The organism is Amycolatopsis xylanica, from assembly GCF_900107045.1.
Taxonomy (GTDB): domain Bacteria; phylum Actinomycetota; class Actinomycetes; order Mycobacteriales; family Pseudonocardiaceae; genus Amycolatopsis; species Amycolatopsis xylanica.
The window spans coordinates 57649-83008 of the sequence record NZ_FNON01000008.1 but is presented as its reverse complement, the minus strand read 5'-3'; the positions used below and the strand labels follow the sequence as shown (position 1 = coordinate 83008).

Sequence of the window (25360 nt, the reverse complement as noted above, 5' to 3'; positions counted from 1 at the left end):
TGCCTGAAAAGACGGCACCACCTGTCGACAGCTGGCGTTTCCGGAGAGAATCCCCCCGATGTTGGCTTTCCTGGCACGCAGGGTGCTGGGCGCCGTGGTCATCCTGTTGATCATCAGCGCCATCACGTTCCTGCTCTTCTTCGCCGTACCCGGCAATGAGGTCGCCGCGCTGTCCTGCGGCAAGTCCTGCACACCCGTGCTGGTCGAGCAGATCCGCCGTGACCTCGGGCTGGACCAGCCGGTCTGGCAGCAGTACCTGGTGTTCATCGGCGGGATCTTCGCCGGGCGGGTCATCGGCGACAAGCCGTGCGACGCGCCGTGCCTCGGCTACTCCTTCGTCAACAAGGAGCCGGTGCTCGACACGGTGCTCGACCGGCTGCCGGTGACGATCTCGCTGGCCATCGGCGCGGTGGTGCTGTTCCTGATCTTCGGCGTCGGGCTGGGCATGCTCGCCGCGCTGCGCAAGGGAAAGCTCGCCGACAAGATCTCGATGATCTTCGCGCTGCTCGGCGGCTCGATGCAGATCTACGTGATGGCGCCGTTCTTCCTCTACATCTTCGTGTACAGCTCGGACCTGCTGCCTCGGCCGACGTACACGTCCTTTTTCGACAGTCCGGCCCAGTGGGTCACCGGGCTGATCCTGCCGTGGACCTGCCTGGCGATCATCCACACCGCGTACTACGCGCGGCTGACACGATCGTCCATGGTGGACGTGCTCAACGAGGACTACATCAGGACGGTGCGCGCCAAGGGCTTGAGCACCCGCGAGGTGTACGTCAAGCACGCGTTCCGCGGCGCGATGAGTCCTATCGCGACGATCCTCGGTCTCGACATCGCCGTGCTGTTCGCCGGTGCGATCATCACCGAGACCTCGTTCGGCCTGATCGGTGTCGGGCAGCTCGCGGTGAACTCCGTGTTCGCCTCGGACCTGCCGATGATGATGGGCGTGGTGCTGCTCGCCGCGACCGCGGTGGTGGTGGCCAACATCGTCGTCGACATCGTCTACGCCGTGATCGACCCGCGAATCAAGGTGGCCTGATGAGCCTGCTTTCCGTGCGCGACTTGAAAGTGCACTTCTCCACAGAGGACGGTGTGGTCAAGGCCGTCGACGGGTTGTCGTTCGACCTGATCAAGGGCCGCACGCTCGGCATCGTCGGCGAGTCCGGCTCCGGCAAGAGCGTGTCGAACATGGCGATACTCGGGCTGCACAACCCCGAGAAGACCGAGATCGGCGGCGAGATCCTGTTCGACGGGATCGACCTGACCTCGGCCTCGGAGTCGTCGATGCGCAAGCTGCGCGGCAACCGGATCTCGATGATCTTCCAGGACCCGCTGACCTCGCTTTCGCCGTATTACACGATCGGCGAGCAGATCGCGGAGACCTATCGCCGCCACACCGGAGCGTCCAAACGCGACGCCCGCAAGCGCGCGGCCGACATGCTCGGCAAGGTCGGCATCCCGGCCAGGCGCGCCTCGGACTACCCGCACCAGTTCTCCGGCGGCATGCGCCAGCGCGCGATGATCGCGATCGCGCTGTGCTGCGACCCCGACCTGCTCATCGCCGACGAGCCGACCACCGCGCTCGACGTCACCGTGCAGGCCCAGATCCTCGACCTGCTGCGCGAGCTGCAGGCCGAGTTCGAGACCTCGATCATCCTGATCACGCACGACATGGGCGTGGTCGCGCAGATGGCCGACGACGTGCTGGTGATGTACGCGGGCCGCTCGGTCGAGCGCGGCACCGTGCGCGAGGTGCTGAACACGCCGTCGCACCCGTACAGCTGGGGCCTGCTCGCGTCGATCCCGCACCTCAGCGGCGACGTCGACGTCCCGCTGGTCCCGGTGCGCGGCACCCCGCCGAGCCTGATCGACCTGCCCACCGGCTGCCCGTTCAACCCGCGCTGCGACCACGTCGGCCGCGTACCCGGAAACCTGTGCACCACGGAGCGTCCACTCTTGTCGCCTGACCTCAAGCACGCCGCGGCCTGCCATCTGTCCACTACGGACAAGGAGGCCCTGCGATGACTGAGCCCCTCCTTGAAGCTCGTGGCCTCACGATGCACTTCCCGGTCCGCGGCGGCGCCATCTTCAAGCGCCGTGTCGGCTCGGTGCAGGCCGTCGACGGCATCGACCTGACCGTCCACGAAGGCGAGTCCTTCGGCCTGGTCGGCGAATCCGGCTGCGGCAAGTCGACCACCGGCCGTCTGCTGGCCCGCCTCCTCGAACCGACGGCGGGCAAGATCACCTACGCCGGGCGCGACATCACGCACTCCTCGCGCAAGGAACTGGCCCCCATCCGGTCCGAGATCCAGATGATCTTCCAGGACCCGTATTCGTCGCTGAACCCCCGCCACACGGTCGGGTCCATCGTCGCGGGCCCCATGGAGGTCAACGACATCGACCCGCCCGGCGGCCGCAAGAAGCGCGTCCAGGAGCTCCTCGAGACGGTCGGCCTCAACCCCGAGCACTACAACCGCTACCCGCACGAGTTCTCCGGCGGCCAGCGCCAGCGCATCGGCGTCGCCCGCGCACTGGCACTCGAACCCCGCCTGATCGTCGCGGACGAGCCGGTGTCCGCATTGGACGTTTCGATCCAGGCCCAGGTCGTCAACCTGTTGCAGCGCCTGCAAAGGGACCTCGGCATCGCGTTCGTCTTCATCGCCCACGACCTCGCGGTGGTCCGCCACTTCTCCCAGCGCATCGCGGTCATGTACCTCGGCAAGATCGTGGAGGTGGCCGACCGCGCCGACCTCTACGGCAATCCCCAGCACCCGTACACCCACGCCCTGCTGTCTTCGGTCCCCGAAGCCGACCCCGACAGCGAGGCCCACCGCGAACGCATCCGCCTCACCGGCGACGTCCCGTCCCCGATCAACCCGCCGTCGGGCTGCCGCTTCCGCACCCGCTGCTGGAAGGCCCAGGACATCTGCGCGTCGGAGGAACCACCGCTGGTCCAGCTCACCTCGGCCACCTCCGGCCACCTGGCCGCCTGCCACTTCCCCGAGTCCCGCCAAGTAATCCCCGAATCCGACTAAGCCCGCCCCCCGCCCCGCCCCGCCTCGCCTCGCCTCGCCTCGCCCCGCCCGGCCCGGCCCGGCCGGCTCGGTCGGACGCTGGCGTGTCGTCCGACCAGGTACGCGTGTCGTCCGTCTGTGTACGCGTGTCGTCCACCTGGGTACGCGTGTCGTCCGTCTGTGCACGCGTGTCGTCCGTCTGGGCACAGGCCACCGGTCGTGTTCGGCCCGGGGCGGGTGGGCTAGGCGCGTGGATGGTGGGCGGGGGAGGTCTCCGGCTTGCTCTGGTTTTGGGTCTGTTGGGGTCGGATCTAGGGCGGTCCCGTATGGAAATTTCCGCTCGTGGGGTCGGGTGGTGTTTGTGCTCGCCGCGGAAATATCCATACGGACCGAGGGCACGGTGGTACAACGCCGCTTGGGCTCGCCAGAAACCTCAGGTGGTACTTGCTGCGCGCCTGGGCGTTGGTTCGGGCTGTCGTGGTCGTGGTGTGCGATGGCGGCGGGAAGGGTGATCGGGTGGGTGGTCCGGCCGAGATCTTTTGAGCGCTCGGCCCGGGTATTTGGTTGTTATGTGGGATATTCGGCCGCTGAGTGGCCGAAAAGCCTGCACAAGACCGGACGGATTTCTGTGCCAGTGCCGGTGGGCCTGGGGGCGTAGCTTGAGTACGCGGCGGCGGCACTTCTGGTGCTTTAGGGCGCGGCTGCTGCGCCGGAAGCGAGTAAAGAGGATCTGCCTCGGCCGGGTGGGCTTCCCGCGCCTGCGGTGGGGTTCAGGTTCGTGTGGTGTGCATGGTGTTGCGGCGGGGTGTGCGTGCGGGGTCGATGAACGCCGGTGGGATGAATTCGGGATGTCCGTCGCTGGCGATGCGTACTTCCCAGTCACTGTTGTGGATCAGTCGGTGGTGCCGACCGCAGAGCAGCACGAGATTATCGATCCGGGTTTCTCCATGGTGTGCCCAAAAAACGATGTGGTGGGCGGTGCATTGCTGTGGGGGCGCGTCGCAGCCGGGGAAGGCGCAGCCACCGTCGCGGATCGCGAGGGCCCGACGCTGGGCCGGGGTGGCGAGGCGTTGGGCGCGGCCGACATCGAGCGGTTCGCCGTGGGAGCCGAGGGTGACCGGGATGACTTTGCAGTCGCAGGCGAGCAGGCGTGCGTCGCTGGCGCTGATATCTCCGACCAAATCCAGGCATGCCCGCCCGATGCCGGTCTTGAGTTCGTCGAGGCCGAGGGTGACCACGACGTGCACGCTGTCTCCGGCTTGGGTGGGGATGTCGGGGTTGCCCATGCCGATGCGGACAAAGGTGGCGAACGCGTCCCCGAGGCGTTGCCATTGGGAGCGGGTGTCGCGGCCTTCTTCTTCGGTGGCGGGGCGGGGTTTGGCGAGTGGGTCCAGGGTTGCTTTCAATCGGGCGATGGTTTCGGCGTCGGTTTTGATCTTTATGCCGTGGGTGCCGTCGCGGTGGGTCACGAAGCCGAGTTCGTGGCGGGGTTCGGCTGGGTCGGGGTCTTTGGGTTCGCGCCCGTCCGGGTCGAGCCGGTCGCGCAGGTTCTTGGCGGCGTGGGTGATCTGGCGTGGTCCGGCGGTGCGGGCCAGGTTGACCAGGATCTCCTCGCCGGTCTCCCGATCCTCCGCTGACACCGTGGGCGGGAGTGCCCCGAGGGCGGCGATGATCGGATCCAGCTGCGCCGCCCCGAGATCACCATTCAATGCCGCGGCTGCTGCATGTGGTGCGAGTGCGGGAATCCGGGTGCCGCCGTCTTGGCGGGGGTTGAGGGCGCGGGCGCGGTCGACGCGGGCTTTGGCCTCGGAGTGCTTGATCTGCACCCAATCGACCAGCATCCCCGGCACCGTGGCGTAGCCGGTCACCTCCTTCACACCCCGGGATTCGATCTCGGCGAGGATTTGTCCTTGCTCGGCCTCCAGGCGCCGTTTTTCTCGTTCGCGGGCGACGTAGGCGAGCAGCAGCGTGTCTTTGTCGCAGCGCCACCATTCCGGTGGTGCTGCGGCGTCGGGGTATTCGGTGCTGATCATGCATTCCACACTACGCGAATCTAGAGTCATATGCCACTAGACACGCCGGGCTGGTCGACCCAGCACCCAGGCGGGCAGCAAGTACCAGCTGGGGTTTCCGGTGAGCCACAACGAAATCTGACCACCGTGCCCTCGGTCCGTATGGATATTTCCGCGGCGACCCCAAACACCACCCGGCCCCGGAGCGGAAATGTCCATACGGGATGTCTTTAGATCCGACCCAAACAGACCCAAAACCCAGGGACACGCAGACGCGATGGGAACTCGAAAGGCATGACCGGCCTACTCGACGATCTCAGCCCTGCCAAGGGTTTCGATCGTCCCGGGAAGGTCGTCGAAGCTCTCGGGGTCGATGGTCGTCACCGCTCCACTACTGACGTCACGCAGCATGTTCGTCAGCCCCGCGATGACCGCCCGAGTGAAGTGCTCCCGATGCCACTGACCCAGAGTCTGTGTCTGGCCGCGAACCTCGAACAGCACGGTCCCGGTTCCGTTCAGCGCGAACGAACACCGAGCCTGGCCCGGCAGGTCGCGGGCCGCGTCGTGGGGGTAGCGGGCGCCGAGGTAGCCGGCGTCGCGGATTCCGTTGAAGCCGCTGATCGCGAGCTGGCGTGAGGCGTCCTTTGTGTACACGTCGCGGTACTTGGCGTACTTCTGGCCCGGCTCGAAGAACTTGTCCGGCAACGGGGGATAGTCGATCCCCACGTCGAGGAAACGGTTGCTGCCCGCCTGTTTGACGCAGGCTCCCTGGTGGTGCAGGTCTACGTACACGTCGGGCACTTTGCCGCGCTGGGCCGTCAGGCCGACGTAGACCGAACGCAGTGCGCGGGCCTCCGGGGTGAGGAACCAGCCTGGCTGGTCCGGGGCGCCGGGGACGTCCTCGGCGCGGGGGAGGTAGCCGAGTTCGGGGTTGAAGTCGCGGTTGACGTCGAAGCCGGGGCGGGTGCGGTAATCGTCGCCCTGCAGCTGGGTGTCGAGGTAGTTCCAGGCGGGCGGGCGGCCTGCGAGCTGGGGGAAGGTGCGCTGGACTTCGGCCCAGGAGAGGTCGTTGCCGCGGCGGTCGAGTTCGGCGCCGTCGGGGTTGAGCTTGGGGACCGCGACGAAGGTGATCGTGCGGCGCAGGCGCTGGGCCTCGCGGGACTCCGAAGTGCCGAGATACTCCAATATCCGGAGGATCGCGTCGGTTCCGGTCTTCTCGTTGCCGTGGATTTCGCTGGAGACAAGGAAGACCTTCGGGCCGGTGCCGACGGTGACCTGGTGGATCCGCCTGCCACGGGTTGACGTGCCCGCCGTCTTGACGGTGACACGGCCCTTGCTTGCCCGCTCCAGCCTGCCGAGTTCGCCCACCAGTTCCCGATAGTCGGTGAACTCGTCGATCGGCAGATCCCGTGGTTCGTCACTGCATGCCGCCGGTGGCGCCTCAGCAGCGTAGGCAGCGGGTGCGGCGGCGATCGGCAGCAAGGCCAAGCCGAGCAACGCGGTCAGGACTCGAGACATACCGGGCTCCCCTCGGTGATTCATTCACCAACTTAGCGAGAGTGAGACGCCGCGGTCAGCCTCCGTTCGGCCGGTCCATCGTGAACCTCACGGCCGCGCGGTACGTGAACAGGGAGGCAGGGGAGGTGGAAGATGCTCGAACGGGAGGCCGAGCTGGCCGAGCTGTCGGCGCTCGCGGAGCGGGCGCGGGCCGGGCGGGGCGCGGTGGCGGTGATCGAAGGGCCGCCGGGGATCGGGCGGACCGCGATGCTCGACCACCTCGCGCAGACCACGGGCATGCGGGTGCTGCGCGCCCAGGGAAGCCTGCCCGAGCGTGAGTTCGGACTCGGGCTCGTCCGCCAGCTGCTGGAACCCGTGCTGGCCACAGCGGACACCCGCGAGCGTGCGCGACTCCTCACCGGCTCCGCCGAGCTGGCACTGCGGGCGCTGGACCCGCGGGCCGTCACGCCCGAAGGAGACTTCGCCGCGCTGCACGGGTTGTTCTGGCTGCTCGCGAACCTGGCCGAGCGGGAGCCGGTGCTGCTTCTCGTCGATGACGTCGACTGGGCGGACCGCGCGTCGCTCGGCTGGCTGGCGTACGTCGCGCGGCGGCTGCGGGAGCTGGCCGTGCTCGTCGTGCTGGGCCGTCGTGGCGGGGCGTTCCGAGACGACCCGGCGTTCGTGGCCGCGCGGACGCTCTCACTCCGGCCGCTCAGTGAGACCGCTGTCCGGGACATCGTGGGCGAGTCGGACGAAGCGTTCGCGAAAGAATGTCACCGGGCCACAGGCGGCAATCCGCAGATGCTGGACCGGCTGCTGGAAAGCCTGGCCAGGCACGGGGCCAGGGAAGCCGACTCCGTCGCCTGGTACGCGAGCCGCGCGTTGTCCGAAGTGATCCGGTATCGGCTGGCCGAGCTGCCGCCGCGCTGCCTGGAGATGGCGCGGACGCTCGCCATCGCGAGCGATGCCCTGGAGATGGACAGCGTGGAGGCACGCCAGGCCGCCCATCTGCTCGCCGAGTCCGGTCTGACGACCGGCGGCGCCGCGCCGCGGTTCGTGCACGAGTTCACCGCCGAGACCGTCCTCGCCGGGATGTCCGCCGACGAGGTCGAGAAAGCGCATGCTGAAGCGGCAAAACACTTGTACGACAAGGATTCCGAGGCCGAGAAGATCGCGAAGCACCTGCTCGAGACCGCGCCCGGCGACGAGGTGTGGCGGGTGATCGTGCTCGCGCAGGCCGCCCGGACCGCGCTGAGCCGGGAAGACGCCGTCAAGGCGGGCGAGCTGGTGTGCCGCGCGCTCCGGGAACACCCGGCCGACCCGCGCGATCTGCTCGACATGCTCGCCGCGACCACCCCGTGGTTCGACGCCCGCCGGGTCGCCGACACACTGACCGAGGTCGCCGCCGGAATCGACCCCCACCAGGACCCCGAGCTGTACGCGCAGGCGTATTCCGTGCTGGCGCAGGCCGTTTCCCATGGCGGACGTCCCGTCGAGGCACACGAGATCCTGGAACGCGCGGCCATCCGCGTCCGGGGCCGCGACTGCGCGCTGGTGTTGACCGCGCAACGGCTCGCGCTCTCCACGGCCAACCTCGCCACCTGGAATCCCCGCGCGGACTGGGAAACCGTCCCGATGGGTGACACGCCCGGCGAACGCGCGCTGCTCGCCATCCGGGCGTTCCTCAGCGCCGCGCGCGGTGACATCGGCGAGGGTGTCCACCTGGCGAACCTGACGCTCGACCGGGGCGTGGCGAGCGACCACACGATCTTCCCCGCCGCGACGGCCGCGGCGGGCGCGCTCCTCTACTGCGACCGCGTGCCCGAAGCCATCCGCGTGCTCGAAACCCTGCCGCGCGGATTGCCCACCGTCGTGCTGCTCACCGACGCCTACCTCCGCCACGGTGAACTCGCGAAGGCGGCGGCGCTGGCGGAATCGATGCTGGAACTCGCGCCGACGCCGTTGCTGCGCAGGAATGATCCGCTGCTCATCGCCGGGCTCGTCGACGCGTATGTCCTTTGTGGAGACTACGACCGCGCTGAGCGCGCGCTGGCCCGCTATCCGATGTACGACGGCGACCACGGCTGGAACCGCGCCCGATTCCTGCTGTCGCAAGGAAAACTGCGCATCGCTGGCGGCCGCGTCGCCGAAGGCACCGCCGCGCTGCTCGAAGCCGGGCGCCGGATGGTCGCGTGGGGCTGGGACAACCCGGCCATGGGCAACTGGCGTTCCCTGGCCGCGACTGGCGTTTACGCGCTCGGCGACCACGCCCGCGCCCGCGCGCTGGCAGGCGAGGAAGTCGAGATCGCCCGCGCGAGCGGCCTGCGCCGCAGCCTCGGCGTGAGTCTGCGCGTCGCGGGGGCCATCACACCGGGCGCGGCGGGCCTGAAGCTGGCCCGCGAGGCCGTTGACCTGCTCGAAGGCCTCGAACTCGCGCACGCCCTGATCGACCTCGGCACCGCCGAGCACATGGCGGGTGCCGTTTCCCGCGCCAGGACCGCGCTGCGCCAAGGCGCCGAGCTCGCCGAACGCTGTGGCGCCGGGCCGCTGGCCAGGCGCGGGCACGCCGAACTCCGCCGTGCCGGTGGACGCCCGCGCGGCGGGTATCTCACCGGCGCCCGCGCGCTGACCGCGAGCGAACGCCGGGTGGCCCTGCTCGCGCGGCAGGGCCACACCAACCGTCAGATCGCCGGACGGCTCCAGGTCGCCGTTCGGACCGTCGAGATTCACCTGACCAGCGTCTATCGCAAGCTCGGCATCACCGCGCGGACCGATCTGGCTACCGCGCTTCGATGACGAGCCGTAAGTCCTTCGGCGAGTACGTGCTGGTCGCCGACCACTCGAACGGCCTGTCCGGCACCGGCAGCACGTGCCAGCGCGCCGTGATCGCCGCGACCGCGAGCATCATCTCGGTCATCGCGAAGGACTCGCCGACGCATTTGTGCGTGCCCGCGCCGAACGGCAGATAGGCGTGGGACGGCCTGGCGGTTTCGGACAGCCAGCGGTCCGGATCGAACGTGTGCGGCTCGCTGAAGTACGCCGGGTGGTGGTGCAGCGCGTACGGGCTGTAGAAGACGTCCGCGTCGGCAGGGATCCGTACCCCGCCGAGCTCGGTCTCGTCGACGCAGCGGCGCGTCAGCAGCCAGGCGATCGGATACCGCCGCATCGCCTCCAGCAGCACGTTGCGGAGGTAGCCCAGCTTCGGCAGGTCCTCGAGACCCGCCTGCCGCCCCGAAAGGACGCCGTCCACTTCCTCCTGCACGCGCCGCTGGATCTCCGGCTGGGTGCTCAGCACCTGCAAGGTCCACATCAACGTCGTCGCGGCCGTCTCGAACCCGGCCAGCAGCATGGTCATCACCTCGTCTCGCAGCTGCTGATCCGACATCGACCCGGACAACGTCAGCAGCGACAGCAGGTCGCCGCGGTCCACCGGGTCCGCGTGACAGGCGGCGACGAGCCGGTCGATCAGCGCGCACAGCCCGGTCAGCGCCTCGTCGAACCGGCGGTTGGCGGGCAGCGGCAGCTTGTGCAAGAACCCGGCGGGCACGTACGCGCGACGCGCGATTCCCTGCAGCAGCACCGGAAGCGACCGCCGGATCTCGTCGGCGAACTCGTCACCAGGCAGCGCGGTGCACAGCGTCTTCGCCAGGATGCCGATGCTCACCGAGTGCATCTCGTGATTGACGTCGAGCACCTGCCCGTCATGCCAGCTCTCGGACGTGCTGGTGACGACTTCGGCGATGGCCTCCGCGTAGCCCGCGATCCGCTGGTGATGGAACGCGGGCTGGACCAGCTTGCGCTGCCGCCGGTGCAGCTGCCCGCTCGACGCGACGAGCCCCTTGCCGACCAGATTGCGCAGCTGCTCGTACAAGGGACCGCCCTTGACGAAGTTCTTCTGCCTGGTGACCAAAACCTCGCGCACCAGAGCCGGATCGTTGACCAGGTAACAGCGCTTGGGCCCGAGCCGGAAGACGACGACGTCGCCACTGTCCCGCGCGGATTCGACGAATCGCAACGGCGTGCGCGCCAGCCGCAGCGCGTGGCCCAGCACCGGAAGTCCCCGTGTCATCGGCATGGCGTCTCACTCACGATCTGCGTCTTGGTGGCCCACTGGCTGGTTTCGCCCATCGTGTAGCGCGCCGAACAGGTCGCCCACTCGATGAGCCCGGACGTGAAGTCGTTGAGCCCGTCCACGAACAGGCAGACGTCATCGCGCCAGCCGAGCGGCGACAACCGCACCTTCCTGGCGCTTTCCTCGTAGCGGTCCATTTTCTTGTCCAGCAGGCGGCAGGTGCGGTGCACGGCCTCCTGCAGGTCGCAGCCCTCGGTGCCGGCGATCACCAGCACGATGTTCTCGGTCTCGCCCTCGGCGAGATCCTTCCGCAGCGAAAGCAGGTCGTGGTAAACGATCACGCGCTCGACATCGCGGTCGCACAGGTCCTTGATCAGCTTGTCGTCGCGTGCCTGGCCGAGGTCGATCCCGAGGCTGATTTCGGTCAGCACCTGGTCCACGCGCTGCGCGATGGTGAAGCGGCGGATTTCGAGATAGTCCTCGACGCAGCCGAACCGGTAGCCGTCGATCTGCTTGAGGTCGTAAGCGATGCAGCCTTCGAGGTACCCGGAGATCGCGTCAGCGAGCCTGGTCATCATCTGCGGCGAGACGTACTCCAGCATGCTCCGCCAGACCTTCGCGAGCAGCGGTCCCCACCGGCGCTCCGAGCTGGTCGACTGGTGTGCTTGGACATCCGCGAGGCTGGCACGGAGCTTGCCGAGCGACGCGCCGGCCCTGGCCGCGTCGGCCTCGTCGTCCCGTTCGGAAAGCGCGGCGGCCAGCGTCGCGAAGTCCCAGAGCGTCCGCCGGTCGCAGGCGGGCCAGGCGATCGAGACGAGATACGGATAGTCCTTGGCGACAAAGGCTTTGCGTTGCTTCTCGGTGGTGAACAGGCCCTGATCGAGGAACCAGGCGTGGAACTCGTCGGCGACCGCTTCGTAATGCGGACTGCGGCGCAACGGATAGCGGCGGTCCAGGTCGGGGATCTCGAGTGGCATGGTCGTCACCGATCCCGTTCGGTGACCAGCGTGGCTAGCGCGATCAGGTCGTCACGGGCGGCAGGCGCCACGCCGGCCTCGTCGAGACACGCCAGCGCGGTGTGCACCTGGGCTTCGGCGACGGAATGCGCCCACGACCGGCCGCCGAGCCGTTCGATGAGCGCCGCCATGGCCAGCACGTCCCGGTGTTCCGGCGGCGCGGCGGCGAGTTCGGCGAGCTGCTCGGCGCCGCGCCCGCCCGAGGCCAGCGCGGCCGCGACCGGCAAGGACTTCTTGCCTGCCACCAGATCGGCCAGCACGGGCTTGCCGGTCACCGCCGGATCACCCCAGATCCCGAGCAGATCGTCGACGAGCTGGAACGCCAGCCCGAGATGCCAGCCGAACCGGCCGAGCGCGTTGACGGCCGACGGCGACCCGCCGCCGTGCGCGGCGCCGAGCTCGCAGGCGCAGCGCAGGAGCGCGGCGGTCTTGCCGCCCGCCATCGCGAGGCACGCGTCGAGGCCGACCGTGGCGAGCCGCTCGAACGACAGATCGAGGAACTGGCCTTCGATCAGCTCGCGCATCGCCACGGCGAGCTTGGTCGCGGACGACGGCGTGTCCGCGAGCACCTCCATGGCGAGCACCACGAGCGCGTCACCGGTCAGAATCGCCATGGGCACGCCGAAAACCGACCAGACCGTCGGCCGCGACCGGCGCAGCGCGTCGCCGTCCATCACGTCGTCGTGCACCAGCGAGAAGTTGTGCACCAGCTCGACGGCGACGGCGGGCTCGATCGCCTGCGTGGCGTGCGCGCCGACGGCCTCCGCGCACAGCAAGGTCAAGGCGGGCCGCAACATCTTGCCCGGCGTCGCGGCCGCGGGCGCGCCGCGCTCGTCGCACCAGCCGAAGTGATAGCCGGCGATGTCGCGCACGCCGCCGGGTAGTTTGTCCACAGTGGACCTGAGGCGCGGGGCCACGGTCACCCTGGTGCGTTCGAAGATCGCGTGCGCGGTCGTCAGCACCGCGATCGGGCCATGACGGAGGTCGGTCATGTTTCCGAAGTTAGGTTTCGGCGCTCCGTGAGCACACTCGGTGCGACCGAAGTCTTCGCGCCGCCCACCGAGGCCGCCCACCGAGCCCGACCGAGAGAACTAACCCGCTGACCTGCTCGTGAGTGGTATGGCCGGTTCTAACCGGTCACGCCACTCACGACCCTGCCCGATCGGGCGGACGGGAGGGCGGGCGGCGGGCGTCCATCCGGGCGAGTGAACTGAGAGAATTCACTCGTATCGCTGACTGTCGGTAGGAATTCCTCCCGATCTTGCTCGCTTTGTGTCACCATTGCTCTATTGGCGGAGTGAGGGTCCGCCAAATGGCGACGCAGCGTTAAGGGAACCGCACTTCGCGGGGCTGCGTCGGAATGGGGCGCAACAAATGATCGCCAGGGGAGGAGATCGAAATGTCCACGCCTACCGACATCAAGAATGCCATGGATCCGCAGGTCATCGATGACCTGCTGGGGGCGGAGCCGGACCTGGAACCGGACCCCAAGCCCGAACCGCAGCCTGAACCGCAGCCCAAGCCCGACCCGGGCAAGAAGGCGGACTGCGTCGACTACGGCTGCGGGCACTGACTCGAAAGTCCCTGCATACGGAAGTATTCGCCCGCCTGGCGAATAAGCTCGGCGGGCGGGCGAATATCACTACTGTCTGTGTTGTCATACTAGTGTGGCTGTGACAGGACCAGATCAAGGCAAGCTCATCCGCGAGGCTCGGGAATTACACCGAGCCGGGGTCGATGCAGCTTGCACGGCGCGGCTGCCCGATGGTCTGCGGATGATGCGGCGTGGTCTGGCCATGCTGGACTCGATCGAGTCCCCTGGGGACGGCGACTGGCTGGTCACCCGGATCCGGCTGCTCATCTCCTTGACCTATTTCTCCAGGGATGTCAGCGGGATCGAGGCGGCGCAGGCCGAGCTCGAGAAAGTCTGGCCGCTGATCGCGCAGGTGGACGACGCGCGGTTGCGCGCGGAGCTCAGCGGATCGGTCCACCACAACCAGGCGCTGATCCTGCTCGCGGTCGGGCGCAACGACGAGGGCATCGGATACCTCGACAAGTCGATCGAACTCCAGCGGGAGGGTCTGGCCACCGCGGACGATCCGGTCGTGGCGCTCGACCGCTATTTGAAGTCGCTGTTCAGCCGTGGTGTGGCGCGGACCCGCGCGGGTGATGTCCGCGGGGCGCGCGAGGACCTGACCCACGCCATCTCGCTCGCGGAAGAGCATGGCGCGCTGGGACAGGCAGCCGATTCACGTCGTCAGCTCGGCACTTTGGAACTGCGCATAGGCGATGTCCCGGCGGCGTTGCGGTGCTACGCCGAAAGCGAGCAGTTCTACGCCGAGCGTGGTGTCGCGATCCCGTTCTTCCTGCGCGTGGGGCAAGCCGAAGCACTGCTGACGGCTGGGCTGGCGGACGAGGCAGGCGCGTACTTCGACGATGTACTGCCCGCGATGCGGGAACAACGCGGTTTCACCCCCGATCTTTCGTTCGTGGAGCTGATGCGGGCCACGGCCGCGTTGCTGAACGACGAGCTGGAGCTGGCCCGGCAGATGGCGGCCTCCGCACGTAAGGGCATGGTGCGCTGGGGCTGTCAGACCTGTGCCGCGGACGCGGCGATCATCGGGCTGCGGGCGGACCTGCGGGAGGCGTTGCGGTCGGGGGAGGTGTCGCCGTCGCTGACCGCGCGGGCGTTGCGGATCGCGAAGTCCATGCCCGCCAGGCTCGCCGATCGCGCCGCGTCGGCCAGGATGCTGGCCGCCCGCCTGGAGATCCGGCGGGGCAACCTGCGGCGCGCGGCCGAACTCCTCCGCCGGATCCCGCGGCCCGGTGAGGTCACCCCCATCGACTACCGGATGCTGCGCCGCCTCTGCCGTGCGGAACTCGCCGCCGGGCAAGGGGATCGAGCCAAGGCGTTCACCGAGATCCGGGCCGGGCTGGGCGAGCTGGACCGGGTCCGCGATCGGATGGGCGGGCTGGAACTGGTGTCCGGCACCGCGCTGCACGGCCGGGAACTCGCCGGGCTGGCCATGAAGCTGGTGCTGGACGGTGGCACGGCCAGGCGCGTCTTCGACTGGCTCGAGCGGACCAGGGCCCAGACACACCGCTATGAGCCGATCGCGGGCGCCGACGACCCCGAGGTAGCGGAGCGGATCGCGGAAATGCGCGGCCTCGACCAGGCGATCCACCAAGCCCAGCACCTCGGCCACCCGACGTCGGCGTTGCGGGCGAAGTACGCGGAACGGCTGCGCGAGTCGCACCGGCTCGGCTGGGACGCCGGTCGCTGGGGCAAACCGCGTCCGGTCGCGACGGTGAACCAGGTCGCCGAGGCGCTGGGCGACCGCGCGCTGGTGAGCTTCGCGGTGTCCGATGACGCGGTGGTGGCGGTCGTGGTCGCCGACGGCGCGGTCCGGCTGGTGCGGCTCGGGTCCGCGAAATCGGCGGGGGAGCACGCGCGCAGGCTCAATGTCGACCTCAACGCGCTCGCCCCCGACCATCTGCCGCCGATGCTCGTCGAGGCCGTGATGGGCTCGGCGCGCAGGCAGGCCGAGCTGCTCGACGCCCAGCTGATCCGGCCGCTCACCATGCTCGGGCACCGTGACCTCGTGATCGTGCCGACGGGCGCGCTGTACGCCGTCCCGTGGGGAGTGCTGCCGAGCCTGCAGTCCCGCCCGGCGGTGGTCGCGCCGTCGGCGACGGCCTGGCTCGCCGCCGAGCACACCCGCACCCCGCGCGCCCGCAAGATCGTCCTCGCCCGCGGCCCCGACCTGCCCGCCGCCCGCGGCGAGATCGACAAGCTCGCCACGCATCACCAGGGCGCCAACCTCCTGTCCGGCTCCCGCGCGACCGTGAAGTCCGTCCTGCGGGCACTCGACGGCGCCAAGCTCGCGCATATCGCGGCCCACGGCGCCCACGAACCCGAGAACGCGCTGTTCTCCCGTCTGGAATTGGCCGACGGCGCCTTGTTCGCCCACGAGATCGCGGGTCTCAAACAACCGCCGCGCCAGGTCGTGCTCGCCGCCTGCGAACTCGCGCTCAACCGCATCCGCCCCGGCGACGAGGCACTCGGCTTCGCCAGCGCGCTGCTCGCCAGCGGCTCCCGCACGGTCATCGCCCCGCTCAGCCGCGTCGGCGACCAAGCGGCTGCCGCGGCGATGGACGACTATCACCGCGGCCTCGCCAACGCCACCTCGCCAGCCTCCGCACTCGCCGACGCCATCGGCGCCGACCCGTTCCGCCGCCCGTTCGTCTGCCTGGGCGCCGGCTGACCCTGGTGAATCAAGTGTCCTTTGTGGAGTGTTGGGATCACGGATCGTCATCATTTGGATGTCAACGGTCACTCCGCGCTTTCGGCTGATGGATCATGGACAGTGCCGGCCGAAGCGAGGAGGCGGGTGCGATGCCTTTCGAAGGTGAATTGATCGTCCAGGAGCTCGACGACACGTCATGGCTGCTCGTCGCGCCGCTGGTTTATGAGGGAAATAGCGAGCTGTTCAATCTGGATCCGGGTTTCGTGACGGATTTCGCGTCGGTGCCGCGCTGCCTGGTGTGGCTGGTGCCGAGGTACGGCGTCTACTCGAAATCCGCTGTGCTGCATGACTATCTGTGCGGACGGCGCGACATCAGCCGCGCCGACGCCGACGGGCTTTTCCGGCGGTCGATGCGGGAACTCGGCGTCGCGTTCGTCCGCCGCTGGATGATGTGGGCGGGGGTGCGCGGCGCGTCGAAACTGGCGGGTGCCGGGGCCGGGGAAGTGTTGCTCTGGCTGGCGGTCGCCATCCCTTCGCTGATTTTCGTGCTCGTGCCGGGATTGCTGATCATCGCCTGGCTTTTCTTCTTCTGGCTCGTCGAACTGCTCTGGTTCGTGCTGCTGAAACCGGTCAGCACCAAGCCCGTGCCGCAGCCGAGGCTGTGGATGAAAACCTGAAAACGTGAAACGCCCCGCCCTTCGAGTGAAGGGCGGGGCGCCGAGCAACCGGAGATCAGGCCACGGTCACGTGGAAGATCCTGTTGTTGCTGTTGTGCGGGGTGCTGTCCTTGTCACCGCCGTTGGAGGTGGCCATCCAGATGCCGCCGTTCGGCGCGGGCTCGACCGTGCGGAGACGGCCGTAGGTGCCGCTGAAGAACTGCTTCGAGTTCACCAGCGAGCTGCCGCTGATCTCGTGACGGTAGATCCGCTCGCCCTTCTGGCAGGCCACGTACAGCGCGTCGTGGACGATCGTGATGCCACTGCACGAACCGGAGCCGACCGGGTAGGTCTTCTTCGGTGCGATGAAGCCGCCGCAGCTGCCCGAGGTGCCTTCACACTTGGGCCAGCCGTAGTTGCCGCCCTTTTCGATCAGGTTGGTCTCGTCCATGATCGAGTTGCCGAACTCCTGCTCCCACAGCCTGCCCTGCGAGTCGAAGGCCAGGCCCTGGATGTTGCGGTGGCCGAGCGTCCAGATCGCGTTGCCGAACGGGTTGTCCGACGGGATGGTGCCGTCCGGGTTGATGCGCAGCACCTTGCCGTTGAGGTTGGACTTGTTCTGCGCGTTGTCGCCGTTCTGCGCGTCGCCGGTGCCCGCGAACAGGTACTTGCCGTCGGGGCTGAAGCGCAGGCGGCCGCCGTCGTGGAACTTGTTGCGCTGGATGCCGCTCACCAGCACCTGCTCGGTGGAGGTGAGCAGCGAGTCGGCGGCCGGGTCGTACTTGATGCGGACGATCCGGTTGTCGCTCGGCGAGGTGTGCATGATGTAGAGCCAGTTGTCGCTCGCGAAGCTCTTCGGGTTGATCTCGAGACCCGTCAGGCCGCCTTCACCGCTGGTGCTCTGGACGTTCGGCACGGTGCCGATCGTCTTCTTGGCGCCGGTGGCCGGGTTCAGGTGCACGATGGTGTGCGCGTCGCGCTGGTTGTAGAGGATCGTGCCGTCCGCGAGCGTGACGAGGCCCCACACGACGTCGTCGTCGGTGCCGACCTGCTTGACGGTGCACATGCCCTGCGACGGGGTGCACGACGAGCCGCCGGAGGTGGTGACGTCGACCGGCGGGGTGCTGGGGGCGCTTTCGTTGCCGTTGGCGTCGAACGCGGTGACCTGGAAGTGGTACGCGGTGTTCGGGGTCAGGCCGCCGACGGTGATGCTGGTGCCGTTCGTCGAGCCGACCTTGGTGCTGGTCCCGCCCGAGGCGTTGTAGACGTTGTAGCCGGTGACGCCCACGTTGTCGGTCGACGCGGTCCACGACAGGCCGACGCTGGTGCTCTGGACGTTGGAGGCCTTGACGTTCGTCGGCACGGTCGGCTTCTGCGTGTCGTTCGACGGCGGCGTCTTCACCGGCGTGGTCTCGCTGGCCTGCGAGATGTTGCCGACGGCGTCGCGGGCGTTGACGTAGAAGCCGTAGGTGACGTTGGGGTTGAGGTTGTTGCAGGTGCCCTGCAGCACGTTGCCCGCGGTGGTGGCGCACAGCTGGCCGTCGCGGAAGATGTCGTAGGCGGTGACGCCGACGTTGTCCGTCGCGGCCGCCCACTTGATGGTCGCGCTGTTCGGGGTGGCGCTGACCAGTTCCGGCTTGCCGGGCGGGGTCGGCGGCACGGTGTCGCCGCCGCCACCGGTCGTGCCGTAGACGCCGAACTCCTGCAGGGAGTAGCCGTACGCGGCGTCGGTGCGGCAGCGCTTGCTGCCGAGCATGCGCACGTAGCGGCCGTCACCGCTGACCGTGGTGAGATCCTCGACGCCGCCCTGGCCGGTGGTGGTCGAGTAGATCTTGGTCCAGGTGGTCTTGTCGTTCGAGACACCGATCTCGTACGCGGTGGCGCAGGATTTGTCCCACTGCAGCCGGACCCGGCTGACATGGGCGGTCGCGCCGAGGTCGACATAGATCCAGGACGGATCGATGTTGGCGGTGCTGGCCCAGCGGGTCGCCGAGTCGCCGTCGACCGCGGCGGCGGCGCTGCAGCAGCCGCTCTGCGTGGACGCGGTGACCGGTTTGCCCTGCGACAGCAGGGGATCCGCGGCGTTCGCCGCCGTGGCGGTCGCCATGATCGTCACGGCACTGGCCAGCACCGCGAGCATCCGAATACGTCGTTGCATTCTGAAATGCGCCTCCTATATCAAACGCCTTCCACTGACCGATAACCCCGGTCCTGGTGAATACGCGCACGGCGCGGAACGCCACGGCGGCAGAGGCGGATGCCTGCCGGGCTTGCGGTGGGCGATGCGGGGGAGCCGGGGATTTCAGTTGAAGGTGTTCTTGATCCTGATCGGCCCAGACTACGAGCGAAACATCGGACGAGTCAATCCGCTGGCTGCCCCAAGAGTCTCGTGGAGGCCCGCTAGCTGGGGATAGGTAGGATGAACAGATCTTGAACGCCGGGCGTCACCCGGATTCACCATTGCTCGAAACGGTGTTGTGAATCTTATGGCCCCAATTAGGTCAAAATCATTCCCTGGCGCAGCCTATTGGCCAGACGACGGTTACCGGAATAGCGCGTTCGCGGGCCGCTTGGACCACGTCGGCCGTTCCGCCGTGGCCGCCTGCCGGCTTCCCGTCCCATACCGCGACCAGCATGTCCACTGTGGACAGCACCTGCTCGCTCGCCGCCATGTACGCGGCGCTGCCCGACTCGGCGAACGGCATGGTGCGCACGGTGGCCGCCGCGCCGAGCAGCGCGTCGAACTCGGCGAGGTTGCCGGGTTTCACCTTGCGCTCGCGGTAGTCCGCCGCGGGCAGCACGACCTCGATGCGGCCGCCGAGGTCGAGCACCGCCCGTGCGAACAGCTGGTCCGCGCCGCGCGCCAGGCAGGTCACGCCGACCAGGTCCGGCTGATCGGCCAGCAGCGCACGCAACTGGTCGGAGATCAGCCCGATACTGGCAGCGCTGAGCGTGGTGTGTCCGGTTATGCCGATGCGCAAAGGTCTCCTCGCTAGCATGCGATGAGCGTGGAAACGGCTTCCCTGGCGTCTCGCATGGCCGGAACGGTGGTGAACGGGGCGGCTTCGCGGTGGAAGTCCCGCAGCTTCGTGCCGACGCGTCCGCCGGTCCAGGTGCCCGCGAGCGGCAGTGCCCGCAGCACCAGTTCGGCCGCGCGGTCCGGCTCCTGGGTGATCAGGTGCGCGCGGGCCAGCCCGATCAGGTCGAACACCTGGTTGCGCACCCTGGCGGGATCGCGCAGGGCGAGCGCTTTCCCGATGTACTCCTGCGCATCGCGGGCGTGGCTCGCGTCGAACCGGGCGAGGTCGCGGTAGCGGGCGCCGATCACGCCGGCGAGCTCGGCCTCGTCGAGGCTGCGCGCGGACGGGGTCACCGCGTCGATGTCGCGCACGCCCTCGGCGTGGTGGTCCTCGGCGAGGCCGACCGTGCGGCGGAACGCGCGCGCGTCCCCGAGCAGCGCGTACGCCCACGCCTCCCTGGTCGCGAGCACCGCGCGCAGCCTGGGCGTGGCGGTCCGGCGGGTGCCGTACTGGGCGAGCTGGACGATTTCGAGCCCGTCGTCGGGGTGGCCGAGGTCGTAGCACTGCCGGGCCAGCGAGGCGAGCGCGACGGCGGCCAGCGCGTCGTCACCGGCGGCGTGCGCGAGCTGCGCGGAAAGGATGAAGTACCGCTGCGCGGTCGAATGCAGCGCGGCGTCCCAGGTCATCGAGGCCGCGACGTCGGCGAGCTCGGCGCCGATCCGGAACGCGCGCAGCGTCTCCGGGGTGCCCTGCGGCGCGGCGCGGAGCCTTCTCGTGTGCGTGTTGAGCTGCGCGACCACCGCTGTGCGGGCGAGCGTGCCGTTGCGGGTGTGCCAGGCCCGCAGGGTGGCGGTGAGCTGCTCGGCTGACTCGAGTTCCTCCTCGGTGAACGCGGTGCCCCTGCCGTGCCCGACGACGGTCGGGCGTAGGAAGGGTTCGAGTTCGCCCGCCAGCGCGGCCCCCATGAGGGTGGCCGCGCCGGCTAGGACCGTGCGTCGTGTCGGTGGCGTCAAATCGTCCCCCGTTACAGCCGTCGCGCGTTCGGCGACCAGTTCGGCGTCCCATTGCGGACTGGTGACCGTGCTGGGCGCGGGTGTCGGCCCCCGATCCGCTCGCCGGGGTGGCCGGAAACCGAGCGCGGCGTCGTCCTGCGCGGCGAGCACGTGCCTGAGCCCCGACCGGTAGGCCGCGTTGGGCCAGCGTGCTACGCCGCGTTCGAGCTTGGCGAGGTAATGCGCGTCGAGCTCGTAGCGTTTGCCGGTTTCCCGCCAAAGCCACTGGTTGACCGCCGAAGCCACTTCGGCGCGGCTGGCGTGTTCGCCGGGCGCGCCGGGGGACGGCAGCCGGTGGCGCGCCGCCCGGAGTAGATGATTGGGTTCCGGCATAGTCGACCTCCCAATAGTGTGAAGTCTAACCAACCAGACACGCTGAGTCACGATCTCGTGAATCTGCCCCAGGTTTCCCCGTCGCGCCCGCGTCACCCCCGCTCGCTGGCGTTCCACTCCGTGGGAACTCGTTGCACAGTGGTCAACGGTGGCGCGAATCCCCGCTCACCGAGAAAGCCGGCCCGTACGGAACGCCCTCGCCGCTTCCGTGCGGGCCGGTGACCATCCGGGGTGGATGATGGAGGATGAGGCTTTCGTGGCCTATCCGGAGCTCAAAAGGCTGGCCAGACTGCGGGACGTGGGGTGGACGTTCCATCCGGCGCACGACGATTCCGGGGAACTCGTCCAGGTCAACGGCGTGCGGAGCTGGCCGGGTGGCCAGGCCGACGCGTTGCGCGTGCGCTACACGACCGACGCGGCCGCCATGCGCTGCGATCCCGGCGGACAGGTGCTCTGGACCGCCGAGGGAAGTCTCGACGACGTCGTCGATGGACTCCTGGACCTTCCCGATCCCTAACCCCGCCCGTCGCCCACCACCACCCTCAACGGAGGCGCTGCGCGCCGCAGTATTTTCTAGCGGTGCTCATGGGACAGCTGCGTGCCGAAATCTCCGACTACGCGCGGAGGATGGCCGCCGACGGCCTGGTGGTCGGGACTTCGGGCAACGTGTCGGCCCGCAGGGGCGACCTGGTGGCGGTGACGCCCACCGGCGTCGACTACGCGGCGCTCGGCGCGGCGGACATCCCCGTCGTCTCGCTGGACGGGACGGTCGTGCACGGGGCGCTGAAGCCGACGAGCGAGCTGCCGATGCACCTCGCGCTCTACCGGACCGCGGCCGACCCCGACGGCGCCCCGATCACCGCGGTGGTCCACACGCACGCGCTGCACGCGACCGCGGTGTCCACTTTGGTCGATGAGGTGCCCGCCGTGCATTACGCGGGCGCGCTGATCGGGCCGTCCGTCCGGGTCGCGCCTTATGCGACCTATGGCACCGAAGAGCTGGCCGAATCAATGCTCGGGGCATTGGCGGGACGCCGCGGCTGCCTGCTCGCGAATCATGGGACGATTACCTTCGGTTCGTCGCTCGCCGACGCATATGGGCGGACCCGTCAGCTCGAATGGCTATGCCAGGTCTGGCTCACCGCGCGGGCGGCAGGCACGCCCCGGTTGCTGCCGCCGGAGGAAATCGAACGTGTTGTGGCCAAACTCCGCGGATATGGCCAAAAGGGGTGATGAGCCGCGCATTCCCGTTGGCCGGTACCGCTAGGGTTCGGGGATGACCAGTGGAAGACGCCGTGCCCGCCGAGCGCTGGGTTCCTTGCTACTCACGGGTTTGCTGGCGCTGACCTCGGCGTGTGGTGACTCGGAGGCCGACTCGGCAGGCAAGACGGTACTGACCTGGTGGGACTATTTCGGCTATTCGCCCAGCGCCGACAACGCGGTGAAAAGCTTGATCACGCGGTACGAGAAAAGTCACCCGAATGTGACCATCAGCAGGACGGTCATCCGATTTGGCGAGTTTCGCGCGAAACTGCAGGAAGCCGCCAAGAACGGCACATTCCCCGACCTCGCCGCGATCGACAACGCGGATGTGCCGGTGTTCGCGAAACAGGGCGTGCTGACGGATCTGACTTCGCGCATGCAGATGTGGGACGCGCTCAAGGAGTATCTCGACCCGGTCGTCCAAAGCGTCCAGCTGGACAAGCAGTTCTACGGCGTCCCGTTCCGCAGCAACACCACGGCGCTTTGGTACAACAAGGACCACTTCACCGCCGCCGGCATCCCCGAGCCGCCGAAGACCTGGGACGACCTCGTCGCCGACGCCCGCAAACTCACCACCGGCGACCACTCCGGGCTGTGTTTCTCGGCCGCTGCCAACGAAGAAGGCACTTTCACGTTCCTGCCGCTGCTGTGGCAGGCGGGCGGGGACCTGCGCGGCCTCGGCGACAAGGCGAGCGTGACCGCGCTGAGCCTGGTGGACAAGCTGATCAACCAGGACAAGAGCGTCCCGAAGTCCATGCTGCAGTCCGGCCAGTCCGAGATCGGCCGCGAGTTCGGCGCGGGCCGCTGCTCGATGATGATCAACGGCCCGTGGGTGCTCAGCTCGGTCGAGCAGGTCAAGTTCCGCTGGGACGTCGCGCTGTGGCCGACCGGCTCCGGCGGCAACTCGGCCTCCCCGCTCGGCGGCGAGGTGCTCGCCGTCGGCAAGGGCAGCGCGCACGTCGAGGAGGCGTGGGACGTGGCCAGGTGGATCGCCGACCCGGGTAACAGCCGGACCGAGCTGGGGAAGGGCCTGTCCGGCATCCCCAACCGCAAGGACACGGTCACCGACCAGGCCTGGGCGTGGAGCCCGATCATCCCGGTGTTCGCGCACCAGATGCTCAGCGCCCGCGCCCGCGGCATCTACGGCGACAAGTACCCCCAGGTCTCGCAGGTGGTATGGACCATGGAGCAGCAGGTGCTGGCGCACGCCCGCCCGCCGGAGGAAGCCGCGGCGGCCGCGGGCGCCCAGGTGAAAGGCCTGCTCGGCTGAGTCGTGAGTGTTGCGGCCGGTTCTAACCGGCCGCAACACTCACGACCCCTTAGGCGCGCTCGTCGGTGCCGGGGACCTTGGCGGTGCTGATGGCGATGCGGTTCCAGGTGTTGATGGTGAAGATCAGCGCGAGCAGGTGGGCGAGTTCGGTCTCGCCGAAGTGCCGCGCGGCGGTCGCGTAGACGTCGTCGGGCACGCCGCCGGAAATCCGCGTCACGGCTTCCGCCAGTGCGAGTGCCGCCTGCTCCTTCTCGCTGAAGAAGCTCGAGGCGTCGCGCCACACGGCGATCATGTGCAGCCGCTCTTCGCTCTCGCCTGCCTTGCGGGCGTCCGAGGTGTGCATGTGCAGGCAGTAGGCGCAGCCGTTGAGCTGCGAGGCGCGGATCTGGACCAGCTCGACGAGCGCGGGGTCGAGCTCGGCGCGGGCGGCGGCGTCGAAGCCGATCAGGGCCTTGAAGGCCTTCGGCGCGGTCTTGGCGAAGTTGATTCGGTGCGTCATGGAGATCAATCTACGGCCGATTTTGACCCGATGTATGGTGCATTCCGATGGAAGAATCATGGGTCAATTCGGTCGACCTGCACCTCGACCTCGCGGCGGCCGGGAGCAAGCGCGCGGCGCTCATCGGGGCGCTGCGCGAGGCCGTCGGCAGGCTCCCGGCCGGTACGCGGCTGCCGCCGTACCGGTCGCTGGCCACGGATCTCGGCATCGCGCGCAACACGGTCGCCGACGCGTACGCGGAGCTGGTCGCGGAGGGCAGGCTGACCGCGCGCCAGGGTTCCGGGACGCGGGTTGCCCAGCGTGCCGTGCCCGTCAAACCCGTGCGGGTGCCGAAGAAGCCGCCCGCGGCCAAGGTCGTGCACAACCTGCGGCAAGGCCAGCCGGACGCGGCTTCGTTCCCGCGTGCAGACTGGCTCGCGTCCGCGCGCCGGGCGTTGACGGCCGCGCCGTCCGAGGCGTTCGGGCCGGGGGATCCGCGTGGTCGCGTGGAACTGCGCGTCGCGCTGGCGGACTATCTCGGGCGGGCGCGCGGGGTGCGGACGTCGGCGGACCGGATCGTGGTGTGCTCGGGGTTCGCGCACGCGCTCAGGCTGCTGTTCCCGCACGTGCTGACCGGTCCGCTGTCCGTCGAGTCGTACGGCCTGCCGTTCCACTGGTCGTTGCTGCCGCGTGCTTTCCCGCTGCCGCTGGACGAACGCGGTGCGCGAGTGGCGGAACTGACCACGAAGACGGTCTTGCTGACGCCCGCGCATCAGTTCCCGACCGGCGGTCCACTGCATCATGAGCGGCGCGCCGAAGTCGTGGCGAGGGGCGGCCTGGTCATCGAAGACGACTACGACGGTGAGTTCCGGTACGACCGCCAGCCGGTCGGCGCGGTGCAAGGCCTCGATCCCGAGCGCGTGCTGTACATCGGCTCCGCGAGCAAGAGCCTGTCACCCGCGCTGCGTCTCGGGTGGATGGTCCTGCCCGAGCATCTGGTCGGGAAAGTCCTTGCGGCCAAAGGGGAACGCGAAGCCTGGGCGAGCGTGCCCGACCAGCTGACACTCGCGGACTTCATCACTTCCGGCGCCTACGACCGGCACATCCGCCGGATGCGCCTGCGCTACCGGCGCCGACGTGATCAGCTCGTCGACGCGCTTTCGCCGCACATCGGGGTCACCGGGATCTCCGCCGGGCTGCACGCGGTGCTCCGGCTGCCGCCCGGCACGGAGGCGTCCGTGGTGAAAGCCGCCGCCTGGCAAGGGATCGCGCTCGACGGGCTGGCCGCGTTCCGGCATCCGGACGCGACCATGCCCGCGTTCGACGGACTGGTCGTCGGCTACTCGACTCCACCGGATCACGCTTATGGCGCAGCGCTGGAAGCACTGTGCCGGGCCCTTCCTTGATCTACCGTGGCGGGTATGAAGGTT

General features: G+C 68.8%; 20 protein-coding genes. 11 read left to right on the top strand and 9 right to left on the bottom strand.

Annotated elements, in window-relative coordinates:
• The first annotated feature begins 58 nt into the window (after positions 1–58).
• Genes BLV57_RS31980 through BLV57_RS31970 form a run of 3 tightly spaced genes read left to right on the top strand, consistent with a single transcriptional unit; the run spans position 59 to position 3035 of the window.
• Entirely contained in the window at positions 59–1039 is a 981-nt protein-coding gene (locus BLV57_RS31980) for an ABC transporter permease (protein ID WP_091295304.1), read from the top strand.
• Positions 1039–2025 (top strand): ABC transporter ATP-binding protein, encoded by a 987-nt coding sequence (locus BLV57_RS31975; protein ID WP_091295302.1) that lies wholly within the window; start codon positions 1039–1041, stop codon positions 2023–2025. The genes BLV57_RS31980 and BLV57_RS31975 overlap by 1 nt, the downstream gene beginning before the upstream one ends.
• Positions 2022–3035: an ABC transporter ATP-binding protein gene (locus BLV57_RS31970; RefSeq protein WP_091295300.1), complete on the top strand. Its 1014-nt coding sequence runs from the start codon at positions 2022–2024 to the stop codon at positions 3033–3035. Before BLV57_RS31975 ends, BLV57_RS31970 begins: the two co-directional genes overlap by 4 nt.
• A 749-nt stretch (positions 3036–3784) precedes the next feature.
• On the opposite strand, the gene BLV57_RS31965 is transcribed toward BLV57_RS31970, so the two are convergent.
• Together BLV57_RS31965 and BLV57_RS31960 are read right to left on the bottom strand one after the other, a co-directional pair.
• Positions 3785–5047, bottom strand: coding sequence for an HNH endonuclease signature motif containing protein (locus tag BLV57_RS31965; protein WP_091295297.1), 1263 nt, complete (start codon positions 5045–5047; stop codon positions 3785–3787).
• Between the two features lie 282 nt (positions 5048–5329).
• Positions 5330–6544 carry a M14 family zinc carboxypeptidase gene (locus BLV57_RS31960; RefSeq protein WP_245757604.1) on the bottom strand — a complete coding sequence of 405 codons (1215 nt, stop codon included), beginning with the start codon at positions 6542–6544 and terminating at the stop codon, positions 5330–5332.
• A 132-nt stretch (positions 6545–6676) separates the two neighbouring features.
• Here BLV57_RS31960 and BLV57_RS31955 point away from each other — a divergent pair, with 132 nt between their 5' ends.
• A complete protein-coding gene (locus BLV57_RS31955; RefSeq protein ID WP_091295293.1) occupies positions 6677–9319 on the top strand; it encodes an AAA family ATPase in 2643 nt (880 codons plus the stop codon).
• On the opposite strand, the gene BLV57_RS31950 is transcribed toward BLV57_RS31955, so the two are convergent.
• From BLV57_RS31950 to BLV57_RS31940, 3 genes are read right to left on the bottom strand one after another with little or no spacing between them, the layout of a single operon-like run.
• Complete coding sequence (locus BLV57_RS31950) at positions 9303–10598, bottom strand: cytochrome P450 (protein ID WP_091295291.1); 1296 nt, start codon at positions 10596–10598, stop codon at positions 9303–9305. The two genes, BLV57_RS31955 and BLV57_RS31950, sit on opposite strands and share 17 nt — an antisense overlap.
• Positions 10589–11572 carry a terpene synthase family protein gene (locus BLV57_RS31945; RefSeq protein ID WP_143047194.1) on the bottom strand — a complete coding sequence of 328 codons (984 nt, stop codon included), beginning with the start codon at positions 11570–11572 and terminating at the stop codon, positions 10589–10591. The genes BLV57_RS31950 and BLV57_RS31945 overlap by 10 nt, the downstream gene beginning before the upstream one ends.
• A gap of 5 nt (positions 11573–11577) precedes the next feature.
• Positions 11578–12603, bottom strand: a complete 1026-nt coding sequence (locus BLV57_RS31940; RefSeq protein ID WP_091295287.1) for a polyprenyl synthetase family protein — start codon at positions 12601–12603, stop codon at positions 11578–11580.
• A 407-nt stretch (positions 12604–13010) separates the two neighbouring features.
• Here BLV57_RS31940 and BLV57_RS43455 point away from each other — a divergent pair, with 407 nt between their 5' ends.
• The 3 genes from BLV57_RS43455 to BLV57_RS31930 all read left to right on the top strand — a co-directional run bounded on the left by BLV57_RS43455 (position 13011) and on the right by BLV57_RS31930 (position 16535).
• Positions 13011–13184, top strand: a complete 174-nt coding sequence (locus BLV57_RS43455) for a hypothetical protein (protein WP_176968897.1) — start codon at positions 13011–13013, stop codon at positions 13182–13184.
• Between the two features lie 202 nt (positions 13185–13386).
• Positions 13387–15876, top strand: coding sequence for a CHAT domain-containing protein (locus tag BLV57_RS31935; protein WP_091295285.1), 2490 nt, complete (start codon positions 13387–13389; stop codon positions 15874–15876).
• Positions 15877–16007: 131 nt separating this feature from the next.
• Positions 16008–16535, top strand: coding sequence for a DUF1353 domain-containing protein (locus BLV57_RS31930; RefSeq protein WP_091295283.1), 528 nt, complete (start codon positions 16008–16010; stop codon positions 16533–16535).
• Positions 16536–16590: 55 nt separating this feature from the next.
• On the opposite strand, the gene BLV57_RS31925 is transcribed toward BLV57_RS31930, so the two are convergent.
• The 3 genes from BLV57_RS31925 to BLV57_RS31915 all read right to left on the bottom strand — a co-directional run bounded on the left by BLV57_RS31925 (position 16591) and on the right by BLV57_RS31915 (position 20919).
• Positions 16591–18672 (bottom strand): PQQ-dependent sugar dehydrogenase, encoded by a 2082-nt coding sequence (locus BLV57_RS31925; protein ID WP_425426056.1) that lies wholly within the window; start codon positions 18670–18672, stop codon positions 16591–16593.
• Positions 18673–19021: 349 nt separating this feature from the next.
• Complete coding sequence (locus BLV57_RS31920; protein ID WP_091295278.1) at positions 19022–19513, bottom strand: hypothetical protein; 492 nt, start codon at positions 19511–19513, stop codon at positions 19022–19024.
• On the bottom strand, positions 19507–20919 hold the full coding sequence (locus BLV57_RS31915; RefSeq protein ID WP_245757603.1) for an NsdA family TPR-like regulatory protein: 1413 nt from the start codon (positions 20917–20919) through the stop codon (positions 19507–19509). The genes BLV57_RS31920 and BLV57_RS31915 overlap by 7 nt, the downstream gene beginning before the upstream one ends.
• A 235-nt stretch (positions 20920–21154) precedes the next feature.
• On the opposite strand from BLV57_RS31915, the gene BLV57_RS31910 reads away from it, so the two are divergent.
• From BLV57_RS31910 to BLV57_RS31900, 3 genes are all read left to right on the top strand, one after another.
• Positions 21155–21436: a hypothetical protein gene (locus tag BLV57_RS31910; protein WP_091296006.1), complete on the top strand. Its 282-nt coding sequence runs from the start codon at positions 21155–21157 to the stop codon at positions 21434–21436.
• Positions 21437–21504: 68 nt separating this feature from the next.
• Complete coding sequence (locus BLV57_RS31905) at positions 21505–22152, top strand: class II aldolase/adducin family protein (protein ID WP_425426058.1); 648 nt, start codon at positions 21505–21507, stop codon at positions 22150–22152.
• Positions 22153–22195: 43 nt separating this feature from the next.
• Complete coding sequence (locus BLV57_RS31900) at positions 22196–23452, top strand: ABC transporter substrate-binding protein (RefSeq protein WP_091295272.1); 1257 nt, start codon at positions 22196–22198, stop codon at positions 23450–23452.
• Between the two features lie 49 nt (positions 23453–23501).
• Here BLV57_RS31900 and BLV57_RS31895 read toward each other — a convergent pair whose 3' ends face one another.
• On the bottom strand, positions 23502–23951 hold the full coding sequence (locus tag BLV57_RS31895; RefSeq protein ID WP_091295269.1) for a carboxymuconolactone decarboxylase family protein: 450 nt from the start codon (positions 23949–23951) through the stop codon (positions 23502–23504).
• Positions 23952–23998: 47 nt separating this feature from the next.
• On the opposite strand from BLV57_RS31895, the gene pdxR reads away from it, so the two are divergent.
• Positions 23999–25336, top strand: coding sequence for a MocR-like pyridoxine biosynthesis transcription factor PdxR (pdxR, locus tag BLV57_RS31890; RefSeq protein WP_091295267.1), 1338 nt, complete (start codon positions 23999–24001; stop codon positions 25334–25336).
• Positions 25337–25360 lie beyond the last annotated feature (24 nt).